The following is a 13,180-nucleotide window of genomic DNA, read 5'->3' on the forward strand; positions in this document are numbered from 1 at the left end:
TTCGGTTAGGGTTTGCGGGCGCGTTTTCGTCCCGAGAGGATATAGCCAATGCCCCCGAAGACCGGCAAGATGATCTGGGCCACGAGCCAGGCCATTTTTTCCGTACTGGAAGGAAAGTCGTGGCGGTAGATGTGGGCGATGGCCCAGAGGTTGGGAAGGATGGGGACAAGGAGCAGGGGAATGGCGTAGATGAGTTTATCTGCTGGAATTTCCGCGATCCACATGATGCCTCCGAGTGGTGCAAATCCATATACCTATTGCGACACCGATGAGGGCCGTCAGGGCACGCGCATACCCCAGGTTCGCAAAAGTCGTTTCGTGGAAGGGCAGGAGCCCTGCCTGGATACTTCCCCAGGTGGTGAGGAAAATCCCTGCGGCCAGGCCAGAGCGGCTTCTGAGGCGCTCGCGCAGAGCACACAGTAGGGCAAAAAGGGCGATGGCCGCCAGTGCGAAGTAGACCGGCGTCGGGTGCAGGGGGGTGAAGAGCGGCCCTGCGGCCTCAGGATGGGTGAGGCGGATGCCCCAAGGCAAGGCGGTTGCTGGTCCGAAACCGCAGCCGGCAAAGAGACAGCCCATGCGGCCTATGGCCTCGCCCAGGGCCGCGGCTGGGGCCAGGGCGTCGAGCCAGGGCCAGAGGTCTGGATGCCGGTGTCCGATGGCGGCAAGGAGGCACGCCCCGCTCATCAGGGCCCCTCCGGCGTAGAGGAGTCCTCCGCGCCACAAAAACAGGATCTCTTCGGGATGTTCCCAAAAAAAGGCCGGGTGCAGTAGGACGTACCCCATACGGCCACCCACGGTTGCGCCAAAGATCGCAGCCAAAAGGAGCAAGGGGATGCGGCCTGCATCAAGGCCGCGCAGACGAGCTTCATGCGCGGCCCAGCCTGCAGCCCCAAGGAAGCCCGCCGCCAGAAAGACACCGTAGGCGTACAGGGTATACGGGCCTATGTGGAAGAGGACTGGGTACATGGGCTTTGCCATTGGGCGATAAGCAACAGGCCCACGCCCACACAAATGGCGCTATCGGCCACGTTGAAGGCGGGCCAGTGCCAGTCGCCCACGTAAACGTCGAGAAAATCCACCACCGCGCCGAAACGGAGGCGATCAATGAGGTTGCCTATGGCGCCTCCGAGGATCGCCCCGAGGCCGAGCGGATAGAGCCAGCCACGGTTGTCCTTGCTGCGGGCGAGCACCCCTAAAAACACTATCGCGGCCAACGTGATGAGGACGAAGAGGGGCTGTTGCCAAGAGACGTCCCACCGGTTGAGGAATCCAAAGGCCGCGCCCCGGTTTTGGCTGTGCACGATCTGGAAAAAGCCGGGAACAAGGCGCGGGCCGACACCCCAAAGGGGAATCGATGCCTGGACCCACGCCTTGGTGAGCTGATCGAGCAGGGTCACGCCCGTGGCAACCCCGAGGATCCATGGCAGCCGGTGGGGAAGTCTCATGCCGAGATGCCTCGAAGCACGGCGGTGCACCGCGGACAGGTATCCGGAGAGCCCGCGTCCTGCCCGACCGCTTCGTGGAAGATCCAGCAGCGGGCGCACTTGCGCCCGTGCGCTGGCGCCACATGAATCCAGGCACCCTCGAGATCCTCGCAGGCCACCGCATCCTGTGGGGCTGGGGAGGTGTGGAGGCTCAGCTGGCTCACGATGCACAGTTCCTGGAGATTGACACCGCCCTTCGCCATCTGGTCCGCCAGCTGGGCCGAGACGAAGACCTCCACACGGGATTCCAGGGAATGTCCGATCTCCTTGGCTTGGCGTTTGGCCTCCAGGGCCTTGGCGACTCCGGCGCGCAGCGCCATGAGGGTTTCCCAGAGTTTCTGCTCCTCGGCCGAGAGCTTGGGGTCCATGAGGAAGTCTTGGCGCAAGGCAAAGATGGTGGGCACATTGGGGCGCTGGGCCTGCGGCAGATGGAGCAGGACTTCCTCCGCCGTGAAGCTTAAAATCGGCGCCATGTCCGTCACCATGGTCATGAGAATGGACCAGAGCGCGGTTTGGGCCGAGCGGCGTTTGGGGCTGTCTTTGGCCTCAGCGTAGAGACGGTCCTTGAGGATGTCGAGGTAGAAGGAGCTTAAGTCCGTGACGCACAGGTTGTGCAACTGGTGGTAGATGCGGTGGAATTCGAAATCCGCGTAGGCCGCTTGCATGGCCGCGTGGCGTTTTTGCGCCAAATGCAGGGCGTAGCGGTCCACAGGTTCCATGGCGCTGGTGGGCACCGTGTGTGTCTGGGGGTCGAAGTCGTGGAGTACGCCAAGGATGAAGCGGCACGTATTGCGGATCTTGCGGTAGGCGTCCACCAGGCGTGAGAGGATTTCGTCGGAGATGCGCATGTCTTCCTGGTAGTTTTCGGACGCCACCCACAGCCGCAGGATCTCGGCGCCGAACTTCTGGATGATCTCTTGCGGCGCCACCACATTGCCAATGGATTTGGACATCTTGCGTCCCTGGCCGTCCACCACGAAGCCGTGGGTGAGCACGGCCCGGTAGGGCGCGGTGTCGCGGGTGCCCATGCTGGCGAGGAGCGAGGAGTGGAACCAGCCGCGGTGCTGGTCCGTGCCTTCCAGATAGAGGTCGGCGGGGAAACCGCATTCGGGCCGGCCTTCGAGCACCGCAGCGAAGCTGGTCCCGGAATCGAACCAGACGTCGAGGATATCGTCTTCTTTGACCCAACGACTGCCCTGGCAATGGGGACAGGTGAGTCCTTGGGGCGCCAGTTCCTCCACCGGGGTCTCAAACCACAGGTCCGCGCCGGTGGGATGCTGGGCGAAGCGCTCGGCGATGCCCTCGGCCCAGAGCGGATCCATGTAGGCTTCGCCACAGTCCTGGCACAAGAGCGCGATGATGGGCACGCCCCAAAGGCGCTGGCGGGAAATACACCAATCCGGCCGCGAGGCGATCATGTTGTGGATGCGCTCCCTGCCCCAGGCGGGGATCCAGCGCACGGCGGAGTCGATGGCCCGCAGCGCCTTGCCGCGCAAGTCTGCGTGTTCCATGCTGATGAACCACTGGGTGGTGGCGCGGAAGATGACGGGCTTTTTGCAGCGCCAGCAGTGGGGATACGAGTGGGTGATACGCTCCTCGGCCAGGAGATGGCCGCGCTCCCGCAGCACTTCGATCACCTGGGGATTGGCCGCAAAGACGTGGGTGCCTCCAAAGAGCTCGACGCTGGGCAAAAAGCGCGCTTCGTCGTCCAAGGGAGAGAGGATGTCGAGGCCGTAGCGCAGGCCGGTCTCGTAGTCCTCGCGGCCGTGCCCCGGGGCGGTGTGCACGCAGCCGGTGCCGGTATCCAGGGTGACGTAGTCGGCAAGCACGACGGGCGAGGGCCGGTCGTAGAAGGGGTGGCGGGCGACGAGACCTTCCAGGGCCGCGCCGTCGATTTCCGCGAGGATGCGCGGGGCCTCCCAGCCAAAGCGGCAGGCGCAGTCTTCCAGTAAATCCTTGGCGAGGACGTAGACGCTGGCGCCTGCGTGCACTGCGGCGTAGGTTGCCTCCGGGTGGACCGCCACCGCCAGATTGTCGGGGATGGTCCAGGGAGTGGTGGTCCAGATGACGATAAAGGCCGGAAGTCCTGCCGCCGCAGGGATACGGCGCGCCAATTCCGGCAGCGGAAAGCGGACGTAGATGGACGGCGAGGTGTGGTCCCCGTACTCCACCTCCGCCTCGGCCAGGGCGGTTTGGCAGGAGCCGCACCAATAGATGGGCTTTTTGGCGCGGACCACGGAGCCGCGGGCGGCGAAGCGGGCCAACTCACGGGCAGTGGCGGCTTCATAGTCCGGGGTCATGGTGAGGTAGGGCTTGTCCCACAGGCCGAAGACCCCAAGGCGGCGGAATTCCTCTCGTTGGATATCCAGGTAGCGGAGCGCGTACGCCCGGCAGCGGCGGCGGATTTCCATGGCCGGCAGGGAGGATTTCTCCGCCCCCAGTTCCTGCTCCACCTTGAGTTCGATGGGCAGGCCATGACAGTCCCATCCCGGGACGTACTGGGCCTGAAACCCGTTCATGTTGCGGTGTTTGACGATGATGTCCTTGAGGATTTTATTCATGGCCGTGCCCAGGTGGATGTGGCCGTTGGCATAGGGCGGGCCGTCGTGAAGGACGTAGGTGGGTCGGCCGTCGCTGGCCGCGACCATGGCCGCGTAGGCATTGGTCTCCTGCCAGCGGGCGAGGATCTTGGGCTCGTTGTGCACCAGGTTGGCCTTCATGGGGAAGGTGGTGGTGGGAAGATTGAGGGTCGATTTGTAGTCGTTCATGGGGGGGCTCCCAAAGAGCATAGATGTGGAAAGAAGCAAGAAATTTGCGGAAAGGACGGGGTGAAGTCAAGGCCGCAAGCTCCGAACATCTAACATGCGAGGATGGTTTTCTTTTCTGCCAGCTTTACTTTTTTTCCTCTCGTAATTAAGTATGCCTTCTTACCTATCTGTGTGAGGAGGCCAGCCATGGAAGCACAAGACCTGGAATACTTCCGCCGGCTTTTGACCGGGATGCTTGACGACATCCAGCGGCAAGGCGAGGCGACTCTTGAGGATATGTCGGAAAATGCAGAATACTATGCCGATCCTGCGGACCGGGCGTCTCTGGAGTCGGATCGGACGTTCATGCTGCGCTTGCGTGATCGGGATCGGAAGCTCGTCAAGAAGATCCGCGAAGCCCTGTCGCGCATTGAGGATGGGACGTTTGGTATTTGTGAGATGTGCGGCGAGGAGATCGCCATCGCCCGGCTCAAGGCCCGGCCGGTGACCACGCTGTGCATCGAATGCAAGAGTCGTCAGGAAGAAGAAGAGCGCCTGCGCGGCGATTAGCGGGCGAATGCCGTTTTATATCTCTTCGCGATGATCTCTCGCACAGGGATTCCCTGTGCGAGAGCTTTTTTCAGGAGCGCAGCCCGCATACCCGACCACGGTGATCCGGTGGGTGTGGGCCAGACGCAGGGCTGCTTCCAGCTCGAAGAAGAGGCTTCCGCCTGCTTCCACAGCCAGACAGCTTGCCTGGGCCGCCGCCATGGTTTCGATGGTCCGAGGGCCCACCGCCGGCAGATCCAGGGCCCGGTCCTGGCCGGGTTTGGCCCGTTTGACCACCACCGCCCCTGGGCCGCCGAGGTCTCCGGCGCGGGCGATGGCCTGGTCCGTGCCTTCGATGGCCTCCACCGCCAAGACCACTCCGTGGCGGACGACCACACATTGGCCTACGTCCCATTTCCCTACGGCCCCGGCGATTTCCCAGCCGAGGGCGATGTCCGTCCATTGCTGCTCCGTGGGCGAGGTGCGGGTGAGCACCCCTTGGGGCGTGATGAGGTGGGGCAGGAAGGTATCCGCCCCCACCACCTGCCAGCCTTCGGCTTCCAGGGTTTGGCGCACAGCCCGCAGGATGGCGTCGTCGCCGCGGGTGCGCAGGGAGAGGAGGAGGCGGGCGGCGCGAAGGTCCGGGACCAGGGAGAGGGCGCGCGGCTTGTGGATGGGGCCGGCAAAGACGATGTGGCTGACGCGCTGCTTACGAAAGAAATCGATGATCCCCCCCAGTTGTCCCAGCCGCAGCCAGACAAAGGCGTCACATGCCTGGGGGAGATCGGGTTCGGTGTCCGGGGCAAACCCCACGCCGACGACGCGCCAGCCGTGGTTGCGGGCCGCTGCGGCAATGGCGTGGGGAAAGCGGCTGCCGCCTGCCACCAGGCCGAGGGTTGATGGCATCCGCTGGTCCTCGATTTTTTAGAGCCGTTCGGGCGTGATGGTGCCGCGGGTGCTTTCCCGCACAAAGCGCAGGAGTTCCATGACCGGGGCGATGTGCCCGAACTCGGTTTCCACCTGCTGGAGGGCCTCGTTGCGTTCCTTGTGGGAGCGCCACAGGATGCGGTAGGCGGCCTTGAGGCCGCTGATCTCCTCGGCGGTGAACCCATGGCGCCGGAGTCCGATGAGGTTGAGGCCGTGCAGGCTGGCCCGTTCGCCCACAGCGAGCGTGTAGGGCGGTACGTCTTGGGCCACGCCGGTCTTGCCGCCCACAAAGGCAAAGTCTCCAATGCGCACGAATTGATGGGCCGCAGAGAGCCCGCCCATGACCGCGTGGTTGCCGACGACGACATGGCCGGCCAAGGTGGCGGCATTGGAGAAGACATTGTTGTCGCCCACCTGGCAATCATGGGCGATGTGGGCGTAGGCCATGATGAGATTGCCGGAGCCGATGCGCGTCACTCCGCCGCCGCCTTCGGTGCCGCGGTGGATGGTGGAGAACTCGCGGATGCGGTTGTTGTCGCCGATGATGAGATGGCTTTCTTCTCCGTGAAATTTGAGGTCCTGAGGTTCGCCGCCCACGCAGGCCATGGAGTGGACGTGGTTGTTGGCGCCCATGGTAGTGAAGCGTTTGATTTGGGCCGCGGCATCGATGGTGCAGCCATCGCCGATGGTAACGTGCTCTTCGACGATGGCGTAGGGCCCGACGGTGACGTTTTCGCCTAAAGCGGCGTCTGGGTGCACGATGGCGGTGGGGTGGATGGCAACAGGCATGGTCTTCCCTTGGGGCTAGTCGTCTTCGCGGGGGGCGATGGTGGCGGTGAGGATGGCCTCGGCCACGACCCGCTCGTCCACGTGGGCCTCGGCCTCGAATTTCCAGAGTCCCAATTTGTGTTTGATGTGGCGCACATGCAGGTGGAGCTGGTCGCCGGGAAACACCGGACGCCGGAAGCGTACTTTTTCCATGCCGCTGAAGAGGAAGAGTTTGTTGGAGGTGTCTTCTTCAGGCAGGCTCTTGATGACCAGGATACCGCCTGCCTGGGCCATGGCTTCGAGGATGAGCACCCCAGGCATGACTGGATAGGCGGGAAAGTGGCCTTGGAAAAAGGGCTCGTTGATGGACACGCTTTTGATGGCGTGGATGCGCGCCATGGGTTCCATATCGAGCACCCGGTCGACCAGAAGGAAGGGATAACGATGCGGGAGGAGATCAAGGATGTGGCGGCTGACGATTTCGCCGTGATCGGGTTTGGTCTTCATACGGGATCCTGTTGGGTGTCTTGAGCATCAAGGGCTTGGCGCAGGGCCTCCACTTCTTTTTCCAGGCGGGAGAGCCGGCGCCGCCACTGTGGAAGTTTCGGGGCGATTTGGGATACGCGCAGAAAAGTGGTGTGGGGCATGGCAGGAATGCCGCTCATGTCGGTACCTGGGGGCACGTCTTGCCCCACCCCCGACTTGGCGCCGATGCGGCAGCCGTCACCCAGGTGGATGTGCCCGGCCACGCCCACTTGGCCGGCCAGGATGACGCCGTTGCCGAGGGTGGTGGAGCCGGCGATACCCACTTGCGCCACCAGCATGCACTGTTTGCCCACCTGGACGTTATGTCCCAGCTGCACCAAGTTGTCGATCTTGGTGCCCGCACCGATGCGGGTCTCGCCCAGGGCAGCGCGGTCGATGGTGGTGTTGGCGCCGATCTCCACGTCGTCCTCCACCACTACGCGGCCGATCTGCGGGAACTTGACCACACCCGCAGTCGAGGGAGCAAAGCCGAAGCCATCGCTGCCGAGCACCGCCCCGGCGTGGATGATGACCCGATCTCCCAGAATGGTCCCTGCCATGAGGCTCACGTGTGGGGCGAGGCGGCAGTCCGCGCCCACCTGGCAGTCCTCCCCGACATATACCCCAGGGAAGAGTACGCTGCGCGGCCCGATGGTCGAGCGCGGCCCGACCACGACAAAGGGATAGAGGGTTGCTGTCGGGTCCACCTGGGCCGTGGGATCCACCTGCGCCAAGGGGCTGACGCCGTTTGCCCACCCCTGGGGCCGGGCAAAGAAGTTCACGGCCCGGGCGAAGTCGAGATAAGGTTCAGGGCTGATCACGAAAGAGCGCCCTGCGGTCACCATTTCCGGCCGGGCCACCACGGCCCCGGCGCGGGTCGTGGCCAGCTGCGCGGCGTACTTGGGGTTGGCGAGAAAGGAGAGGTCCTCTGGACCGGCTTCGGCCAGAGTGGCCACGGAGAGAATCTCTTTGTCATCGCCGACGAATTCGCGGCCCAGGGCTTGGGCGAGCTGGGAGAGTCGCATGGTCGTCCCCAGGTTTTTAGGGCATGGCCTTGTTCATTTCGGCAATGATGGCCTCGGTGAGGTCCGCTTCAGGGGCCACGTAGGTCACCCCGCTTCCTTGTTTATCCAGAATAGCCGTGTAGCCATGACGCTTGCCGTAATCCTGGATGACCTGCACCAGTTTTTCCAGGATGGGTTTGGAGAGCTTCTGCTCTGCCTGCTGGAGCTGGACTTGGTAGCCCTGGCCCATATCCTGAAAATCGCGTACTTTTCGTTTGAACTGGGTTTCTTTGTCCAACTTGGCCTCTTGACTGAGCATCATGGCCTGTTTTTGGAGCTCTTCTTTCATGGAATCCAGTTCTTTTTTCTTGGCGTCCAGTTTTTCTTTCATCCCCTGGAACTTGCCTTTGAGTTCATTCATGGCGCGTTTGCCGGCTTCGCATTTGGCAATGACCGCAGGAACATTCACAAAGCCGATTTTTCCTTCCGCAAACGCGGATGAGGCGAGAAAGCAAAGAGCTATCATCATGACGAGAATGCGGTACATAGAATACTCCTTCAAGGTTGGTGATGTTGCTTAGAAAAATTGGCCCACGGCGAATTCGAAGCGGCCTTTACGCTTTTCCCCTTCGATTTCATCCAAGGGATAGCCGTACTCCAGGCGCAGCGGTCCCAAGGGAGAGTACCAGCGAATGCCTGCGCCGACGCTCTTATAGAGGTCGAAGTCCAAGGACTCGTCTTTGTCCCACACCTGACCGGCGTCGAAGAACACGACACCCATGATCCCCATCTCCTTGTGGATGGGAAAGATGTACTCGAGGTTGGTGAAAAAGCTTTTGTAGCCGCCTTTTTCCGTGCCTTCTTCATAGCCGCCTTGGGCGTCGATGCTCGTATATCGAGGCGAGATGGCACGGGTCTCATAGCCGCGCACGGAGTTCATGCCGCCCAGGAAGAAACGCTCGAAATGGGGGACGGTGTCCGAGGTGTTCTCGTGGAGGATTCCCCCTTGGGCATGGGCATGGAACACCGTGCTCCAAAAGAGTGGGAAGTACCAATTGGTGTCCGCGATGTATTTGACGAAATCGTCGTCGCCGCCCAGGATTCCGCCGGAATATTCCACGGAAAGAGTGTTGACGCTTCCCTTGGTCGGATTGATGCGGCGGTCCGTGGTATCGCGGGTGACGCGGACGTAAAGGGCGCTGGCCCAGTTGTGACCTTCGATGTCCTTGATCTCCTGATCGGCATCGTCGTCCACGTCTTCGATGGTGTAGCGCTCCAGGCGGTAGTTCCAGGCAAGTTGAGTGTATTCGCCTAGAGGATACCCGAAGAGGAGTTTGCCTCCCATGCTTTGGCGATCATAATCCGTTTGCTCGTCCATGGTGTTATAGAGCGAAAGACCGACGCCCAAGTCTGAGTCCTCGTAATGCGGGTTCCAGAAGGTTGCGGTATAGTCCGCGCTCTTGGAGCTGATGGTCCCCTTGAAGCCCAACTGGTAGCCCATTCCGAAGAGGTTGCGTTCCAGGATTTGGCCGGAAAAGAATACCTTGGAGTAGGTGGAATAGCCAGCACCTGCGGCAAGCATGCCGGTGGACTTCTCTTTGACCTTCACGCGCAGATCCAAGGTGTCCGGGCGGGCCGTGGGTTCGGGGATGATTTCCACGGTCTCGAAGAAATCGAGCTTGGTCAGCCGGGCATTGGAGCGCCGCAGCAGGGCCCCGTTGAAGAGATCGCCGTCGGCAAGCCGCATCTCGCGACGGATGACGTTGTCGCGGGTGCGTGTGTTGCCCTGGATGATGACCCGGCCGATGGACATCTTGGGCCCTTTGCGCAGCACGTAGGTCACGGCCACGGTCTTGGCGTCTTCGTTGCGTTGGATGTCCACGTCCGCCTCGGCAAAGGCATAGCCGAAGGTGGAGTAGTGGTCGGAAAGGGCGTTGAGATCCTTGCGGATGACGGAGCGGTCGAGGAACTCCTTGTCCTTGGCCAGGTCGTCGAGGGTGGTGATTTGGGCGAGGTCGGTGGCATTGGTGAGGATGTCTCCGCCGAAGACCACGTGGTCCACCCGATAGCGATCGCCTTCCTCGATCTGGTAGGTGACGACGATGCCGTCGTCGGTGAATTCCACCTTGGGCTGGCCTGCCCGGGCGTTGAGGAATCCGCGGTTGGCATAGTACGCCTCGATGGCCGCGGCGTCCCGGTCGAGCATCTCTTCGCGCAGGACGCCGCTGCCGGTGATCCAGGAAAAGATGCCCCTCTCGGAAAGGGCCAATTGGTCTTTGATCTCCGAGGGGGAAAGTTGCTTGGCCCCTTGGATGACGATCTTTTCTACATAGAGTTTCTTGCCCTCGTGCACGGCGACCGTGAGCCGCGCTCGATGCGAGTCCGCGGTCTGGATGCGGTAGTCCACGGTGGCGGTGTAGTAGCCTTTTTTGCGGTAGAGCTCGCGGATCTTATTCATGTCCTCGGCCAGGACCTTGAGGTTGGCCACGGATCCGGTCTTGGTGCTCATGGCGGCCAGGATGTCGTCGGGGTCGATCTCTTCGGCCCCTTCCACGTCGATGGCTTGAATGAGGGGCTTCTCCTGCACCGTCACCACGATGCGTTTGCCGTCGCCGTCGTCTTCGGCGTCGATGCGCACATCGTCAAAGTATCCCAATTCGTAGAGGCGCTTGACCTCCTGGGCCAAGGCCTTGGGATCGAAGGGGTCGCCTTTTTGCACCTTGAGCCGCAAGAGCACCACGTCTTTGTCCAGCACCGTCGTGCCCCGCACCTCGATGCCGGTGATGCGGCCTGCGGCGGAGAGTCCATCCATGATGGCGCGGGCCAGGTCTTCCACCGCCGGCAGAAGCTGGATGATCCCTCCGGTTTTGGAGGCAAAGACCGGGCGCGGCGGCTTGGCGCCGGTGGCATCCACCACCCGGGCATCGAGGCTGATGGCGTCGCCCACCTGGGAGAAGGCGCCGTAGACCGCATACTTGGCCCCGGCCCGGCGGGCGAGCTCGGCAACCACCCCGAGATCGAGAAATTGGATCTCATGGCGCGCCAGGAGCGCGTCCACCTGATCTTGGGATACGACGCTCAGCCCCTGGGCCTTGAAGCGGTCGGCCAAAAGGCGGGGGATGTCTTCTTCCAGAGAAGCGAGGCTCGCGTCGCCGTGCACGGCAAAAGGCAGTACCATGATGGAGTCTGCGGCAAAGACGTGCGCGGGCAATGCCAAGATACACCAGAGCACAAGAACGACCAGATTACGCGGCATAGAGTTCTCCAGCTCGCAACTCCCACCGTGTGCGCATGCTGGCGGCGAGTTGGGCGTTATGGGTGACCACGATGAGGGTCATCCCGTGTTGGGCGTTGAGACGGAGCATCAACTCGTGGATGCTTTCCCCGGTGCGGGCGTCCAGATTGCCGGTGGGCTCGTCGGCCAGCAGGATCTGCGGCCGCTGCAACAAGGCGCGGGCAATGGCCGCCCGCTGGCGTTCTCCACCGGAGAGGGTGGTCACCCGGTGGTGGAGGCGGTGGCCAAGGCCCACGTCTTCCAGACACTCCCTGGCCCGGGCCATGGCCTGGGCTGAGGAAGCTCCCGCAATGAGTGCGGGCATAGCCACATTTTCGAGCGTTGTGAACTCCGGAAGCAGGTGATGGAATTGAAACACAAAACCCATGCACGCCCCACGCATGCGGGCCCGCTCCATTTCGTCGAGCTGGCTGATGTCGCGGCCTTGGAAAAGGATCCGGCCACTTGAGGGGGTGTCGAGCCCGGCGACGAGGTGCAGCAGTGTGCTCTTGCCGGAGCCCGATGCCCCCACGATGGCCACGGACGCCCCGGCTTCGATGTCCAGGCAGACCTCCCGCAGCACGGTGATGGTCTCCTCGCCTTGAACAAAGCGCTTGGTGACGTGCGCAAGGCGGATGAGCGGCTCACTCATGGCGCAGGGCCTCCGTGGGATTGAGGCGGGCGGCCTGTCGCGAGGGGTGCAGCGTGGCCAGAAAGCAGAGCAGCATGGCGCACACCCCAATGGCGGTGAGATCCAGGGGTTGGAGCTCCACCGGGAGATGATCCAGATAGTAGACGTCGGCAGGGAGCTTGATGAATTGGTACCGGGACAGCAGGCCGCATACGCCGAGGCCCAAGGCAAAGCCCAAGGCGGTTCCCATGCTGCCGATGATGAGCCCTTGGATGACGAAGATGCGGCGAATCTGTCTTCGGCTCGCGCCCATGGCCATGAGTACGGCGATATCTTTGGTTTTTTCCATGACCATCATCACCAAGGTGGTGACGATGGAAAAGGAGCCGACGAGCACGATCATGACGAGGATCACCGCCATGGCCGTCTTTTCCAGCTTGAGGGCGGCGAAAAGGCTTTGGTTCATTTCGATCCAATGGCGGACGTACAATGGCGCGCCGCCCAGGGATTGCGCCACGCGGGGGGCGAGGGACTCCACGGTGTTGATGTCCGCCACCTTGAGTTCCAGCCCGGTGATGGCGTCGCTCTCCAGGCCCAGGAGGGCCTGGGCTTGTGGGATGGCCACGAATACCAGTGAGGAATCATACTCGTAGAGGCCCGAGGCGAAGATCCCGGCCACGGTGAAGGAGACGATCTTGGGGGTGAAACCGGCCACGGAGCGCTTGCCGCTGGGGGCGAGCACCTGCACCGTGCTGCCGAGCCCCACGCCGAGCCGGGCGGCCAGCTCCTTGCCCAGGACGATGCCCGGGTGCGGGGCGCGCTGGGAGAGCCCGGCAAGGCTGCCGGTCATCATGTCCCGCTCCACGGAGAGTACGGTGCCTGCGGTGGCGGGATCGATGCCGCGGACCACCACCCCTTTGACGCCGCCGGAGGGACTGGAAATCATGGCCTCGGCGTAGAGAAAGGGCGTTGCCCCTAAAACGCCGGGCACGCGCGTCGCCTTGTGGACCAAGGGGAGGTAGTGCTCCATGAGACCGTCCGCAGAGAGCACCAGCATGTGGGCGTTGAGCCCGAGGATTTTCTGTCGCAGGTTGGTGCCAAAGCCGTTCATCACCCCGAGCACCACGATGAGAGCGGCGACGCCCAGAGCGACCCCTGCCACGGACACCAAAGAGATGATCGAGATGAACGCCTGCTGGCGCTTGGCCACGAGGTAGCGCACGGCCACGAAGGTTTCGAAACCGAGGCGCGAAAAGAAGGCGGACACACGG

Annotated in this window: 13 protein-coding genes; 1 reads left to right on the forward strand and 12 read right to left on the reverse strand. The window is 62.6% G+C overall.

Annotation, left to right across the window (positions count from 1 at the left end; all coding sequences use genetic code 11):
* Positions 1–5: 5 nt before the first annotated feature.
* From BR00_RS10680 to ileS, 4 genes are read right to left on the reverse strand one after another with little or no spacing between them, the layout of a single operon-like run.
* Positions 6–224, reverse strand: coding sequence for a PLD nuclease N-terminal domain-containing protein (locus BR00_RS10680; RefSeq protein ID WP_496477583.1), 219 nt, complete (start codon positions 222–224; stop codon positions 6–8).
* Positions 196–966, reverse strand: a complete 771-nt coding sequence (locus BR00_RS10685) for a prolipoprotein diacylglyceryl transferase (RefSeq protein WP_496477584.1) — start codon at positions 964–966, stop codon at positions 196–198. The genes BR00_RS10680 and BR00_RS10685 overlap by 29 nt, the downstream gene beginning before the upstream one ends.
* Positions 942–1,445: a signal peptidase II gene (lspA, locus tag BR00_RS10690; protein ID WP_496477585.1), complete on the reverse strand. Its 504-nt coding sequence runs from the start codon at positions 1,443–1,445 to the stop codon at positions 942–944. Before lspA ends, BR00_RS10685 begins: the two co-directional genes overlap by 25 nt.
* Positions 1,442–4,252 (reverse strand): isoleucine--tRNA ligase, encoded by a 2,811-nt coding sequence (gene ileS, locus BR00_RS10695; RefSeq protein WP_496477586.1) that lies wholly within the window; start codon positions 4,250–4,252, stop codon positions 1,442–1,444. The genes lspA and ileS overlap by 4 nt, the downstream gene beginning before the upstream one ends.
* A 186-nt stretch (positions 4,253–4,438) precedes the next feature.
* On the opposite strand from ileS, the gene dksA reads away from it, so the two are divergent.
* A complete protein-coding gene (gene dksA / locus BR00_RS10700; protein WP_496477587.1) occupies positions 4,439–4,801 on the forward strand; it encodes an RNA polymerase-binding protein DksA in 363 nt (120 codons plus the stop codon).
* 15 nt (positions 4,802–4,816) lie between these two features.
* On the opposite strand, the gene BR00_RS10705 is transcribed toward dksA, so the two are convergent.
* From BR00_RS10705 to BR00_RS10740, 8 genes are read right to left on the reverse strand one after another with little or no spacing between them, the layout of a single operon-like run.
* A complete protein-coding gene (locus tag BR00_RS10705) occupies positions 4,817–5,686 on the reverse strand; it encodes an LpxI family protein (RefSeq protein WP_496477588.1) in 870 nt (289 codons plus the stop codon).
* 18 nt (positions 5,687–5,704) lie between these two features.
* On the reverse strand, positions 5,705–6,496 hold the full coding sequence (lpxA, locus tag BR00_RS10710) for an acyl-ACP--UDP-N-acetylglucosamine O-acyltransferase (protein WP_496477589.1): 792 nt from the start codon (positions 6,494–6,496) through the stop codon (positions 5,705–5,707).
* 15 nt (positions 6,497–6,511) lie between these two features.
* Positions 6,512–6,982, reverse strand: coding sequence for a 3-hydroxyacyl-ACP dehydratase FabZ (fabZ, locus tag BR00_RS10715; protein ID WP_496477590.1), 471 nt, complete (start codon positions 6,980–6,982; stop codon positions 6,512–6,514).
* A complete protein-coding gene (lpxD, locus tag BR00_RS10720) occupies positions 6,979–8,025 on the reverse strand; it encodes a UDP-3-O-(3-hydroxymyristoyl)glucosamine N-acyltransferase (protein ID WP_496477591.1) in 1,047 nt (348 codons plus the stop codon). The genes fabZ and lpxD overlap by 4 nt, the downstream gene beginning before the upstream one ends.
* 16 nt (positions 8,026–8,041) lie before the next feature.
* Positions 8,042–8,551, reverse strand: coding sequence for an OmpH/Skp family outer membrane protein (locus BR00_RS10725; RefSeq protein WP_496477592.1), 510 nt, complete (start codon positions 8,549–8,551; stop codon positions 8,042–8,044).
* A gap of 30 nt (positions 8,552–8,581) precedes the next feature.
* Positions 8,582–11,260 (reverse strand): outer membrane protein assembly factor BamA, encoded by a 2,679-nt coding sequence (bamA, locus tag BR00_RS10730; RefSeq protein ID WP_496477593.1) that lies wholly within the window; start codon positions 11,258–11,260, stop codon positions 8,582–8,584.
* Positions 11,250–11,930: an ABC transporter ATP-binding protein gene (locus BR00_RS10735; RefSeq protein WP_496477594.1), complete on the reverse strand. Its 681-nt coding sequence runs from the start codon at positions 11,928–11,930 to the stop codon at positions 11,250–11,252. Before BR00_RS10735 ends, bamA begins: the two co-directional genes overlap by 11 nt.
* Positions 11,923–13,176, reverse strand: coding sequence for a lipoprotein-releasing ABC transporter permease subunit (locus BR00_RS10740; protein WP_496477595.1), 1,254 nt, complete (start codon positions 13,174–13,176; stop codon positions 11,923–11,925). Before BR00_RS10740 ends, BR00_RS10735 begins: the two co-directional genes overlap by 8 nt.
* Positions 13,177–13,180 lie beyond the last annotated feature (4 nt).

The organism is Thermodesulfomicrobium thermophilum DSM 16697 (genome assembly GCF_059568695.1).

What these genes read in the sequence shown, in the direction of transcription:
- BR00_RS10680 (WP_496477583.1), bottom strand. Translation starts at nt 224, where the DNA reads ATGTGGATCGCGGAAATTCCAGCAGATAAACTCATCTACGCCATTCCC.
- BR00_RS10685 (WP_496477584.1), bottom strand. Translation starts at nt 966, where the DNA reads ATGTACCCAGTCCTCTTCCACATAGGCCCGTATACCCTGTACGCCTAC.
- lspA (WP_496477585.1), bottom strand. Translation starts at nt 1,445, where the DNA reads ATGAGACTTCCCCACCGGCTGCCATGGATCCTCGGGGTTGCCACGGGC.
- ileS (WP_496477586.1), bottom strand. Translation starts at nt 4,252, where the DNA reads ATGAACGACTACAAATCGACCCTCAATCTTCCCACCACCACCTTCCCC.
- dksA (WP_496477587.1), top strand. Translation starts at nt 4,439, where the DNA reads ATGGAAGCACAAGACCTGGAATACTTCCGCCGGCTTTTGACCGGGATG.
- BR00_RS10705 (WP_496477588.1), bottom strand. Translation starts at nt 5,686, where the DNA reads ATGCCATCAACCCTCGGCCTGGTGGCAGGCGGCAGCCGCTTTCCCCAC.
- lpxA (WP_496477589.1), bottom strand. Translation starts at nt 6,496, where the DNA reads ATGCCTGTTGCCATCCACCCCACCGCCATCGTGCACCCAGACGCCGCT.
- fabZ (WP_496477590.1), bottom strand. Translation starts at nt 6,982, where the DNA reads ATGAAGACCAAACCCGATCACGGCGAAATCGTCAGCCGCCACATCCTT.
- lpxD (WP_496477591.1), bottom strand. Translation starts at nt 8,025, where the DNA reads ATGCGACTCTCCCAGCTCGCCCAAGCCCTGGGCCGCGAATTCGTCGGC.
- BR00_RS10725 (WP_496477592.1), bottom strand. Translation starts at nt 8,551, where the DNA reads ATGTACCGCATTCTCGTCATGATGATAGCTCTTTGCTTTCTCGCCTCA.
- bamA (WP_496477593.1), bottom strand. Translation starts at nt 11,260, where the DNA reads ATGCCGCGTAATCTGGTCGTTCTTGTGCTCTGGTGTATCTTGGCATTG.
- BR00_RS10735 (WP_496477594.1), bottom strand. Translation starts at nt 11,930, where the DNA reads ATGAGTGAGCCGCTCATCCGCCTTGCGCACGTCACCAAGCGCTTTGTT.